At 56.3% G+C, this 1,153-nt stretch carries 1 protein-coding gene; it reads right to left on the bottom strand.

Features of this window, described 5'->3' with window-relative positions; translation table 11 throughout:
- Positions 1 to 86: 86 nt before the first annotated feature.
- Positions 87 to 1,153, bottom strand: a 1,067-nt coding sequence (locus AC1DYI_RS36370) for a DNA/RNA non-specific endonuclease (protein ID WP_477208942.1), incomplete at its 5' end; no start/stop codon positions are given.

Raw genomic sequence — 1,153 nt, 5'->3', positions numbered from 1 at the left:
AGTCGGTGACGAGTGCGCAATGAGCGGAGTCGCCGCCGGGAAAGAAGAAGCCGGCTTGCGCCGGCTTCGTTTGGTCTAGATTCAGTTTAGATAGTGCACGCCCTCTTCACCGCGTTACTGTGCAATGTCATATTCGTGTTATCTGTCAGCGCGGGGAGGTAATTGCCTACAGTGGTCGTTACGTCAACAACTAATTTTTGAGGGCAAGTTGGTGTGTAGGCGTATGTACTCACGGTATACGATCTAGGGCGCAATACACCGCCATCGTATGCGATATCAACCCGGTGGTTGGTGAGGTAAGTCGCTGTCGCGCAAAAGTCTGCAGCGCCATCCAGGGATTTCCATTCTTTACCCTCATTGAGTACCTTATCCTGCGGAGTTAGATTCGCACGGCCGCCCCAGCCACCAAGTCGTGCGCCGATACCATGCCCGCCCTGATCTTGGCCAGGCTTTCCCCAAGTCCCAACTGTCCGCTGGCACGGTCTGTCCCTTTCGGCCGTGATTGGCTCCACATCTCCACGGAAACTGGACCACCCCGGGCGACCGTAGAAATCGATATACACCTGATTCAGAGAGACATTTCCTCCGCCAAGAAGGTATGTATACCCGGTATCTCCTTGCGGGTAATACTGGATGCACTCGTAGATGTCGTTTACGGCCTCTGGCTCACCCTCGTCATCGGCACTTGCCGGTTGATCGTCCGTCGGCACGGCTTGCAGCGGTTCGCCCCGCATCGACCGCTCGTAGTTTCGCTTCATCACCGTGAATTTTCGCATCAGGTATTTCTGCTTTCGAATGCTCCCGATCTCGAATATGCGGTTAATTGATTCAAGAGGCTGCGCCACAACCACCACGGGCGGGCTGAACGAACGATCGACGTACACGTCAAAATCGAAGCCGTCGAATTGCACTTGGTGATCGGGTACGGCAGTACCAGCCCGGACTTCGTCGCGTAGGGCCTCATCTCTGGCTTGGGCAGGAGTGGGCGCAGAGTTCGCCTGGCATCGGCTGCCGTCGGGTGGGATTGGCGGCTCAGACTCTCCTGGATGGCGTGCTTGGCTCATGGTGCTTAGGGCTGCGAGCAGCAGCGCGAGTTGTGGCTTCAATGTTTGCTCCCATAGTTTGTTTTCGGTGGCGCCATGAGTCTGTCTGC

The organism is Ideonella sp. P3_A4, from assembly GCF_056403075.1.
The sequence above is the reverse complement of the archived record's forward strand: the minus strand, read 5'-3'. Positions and strand labels throughout refer to the sequence as shown.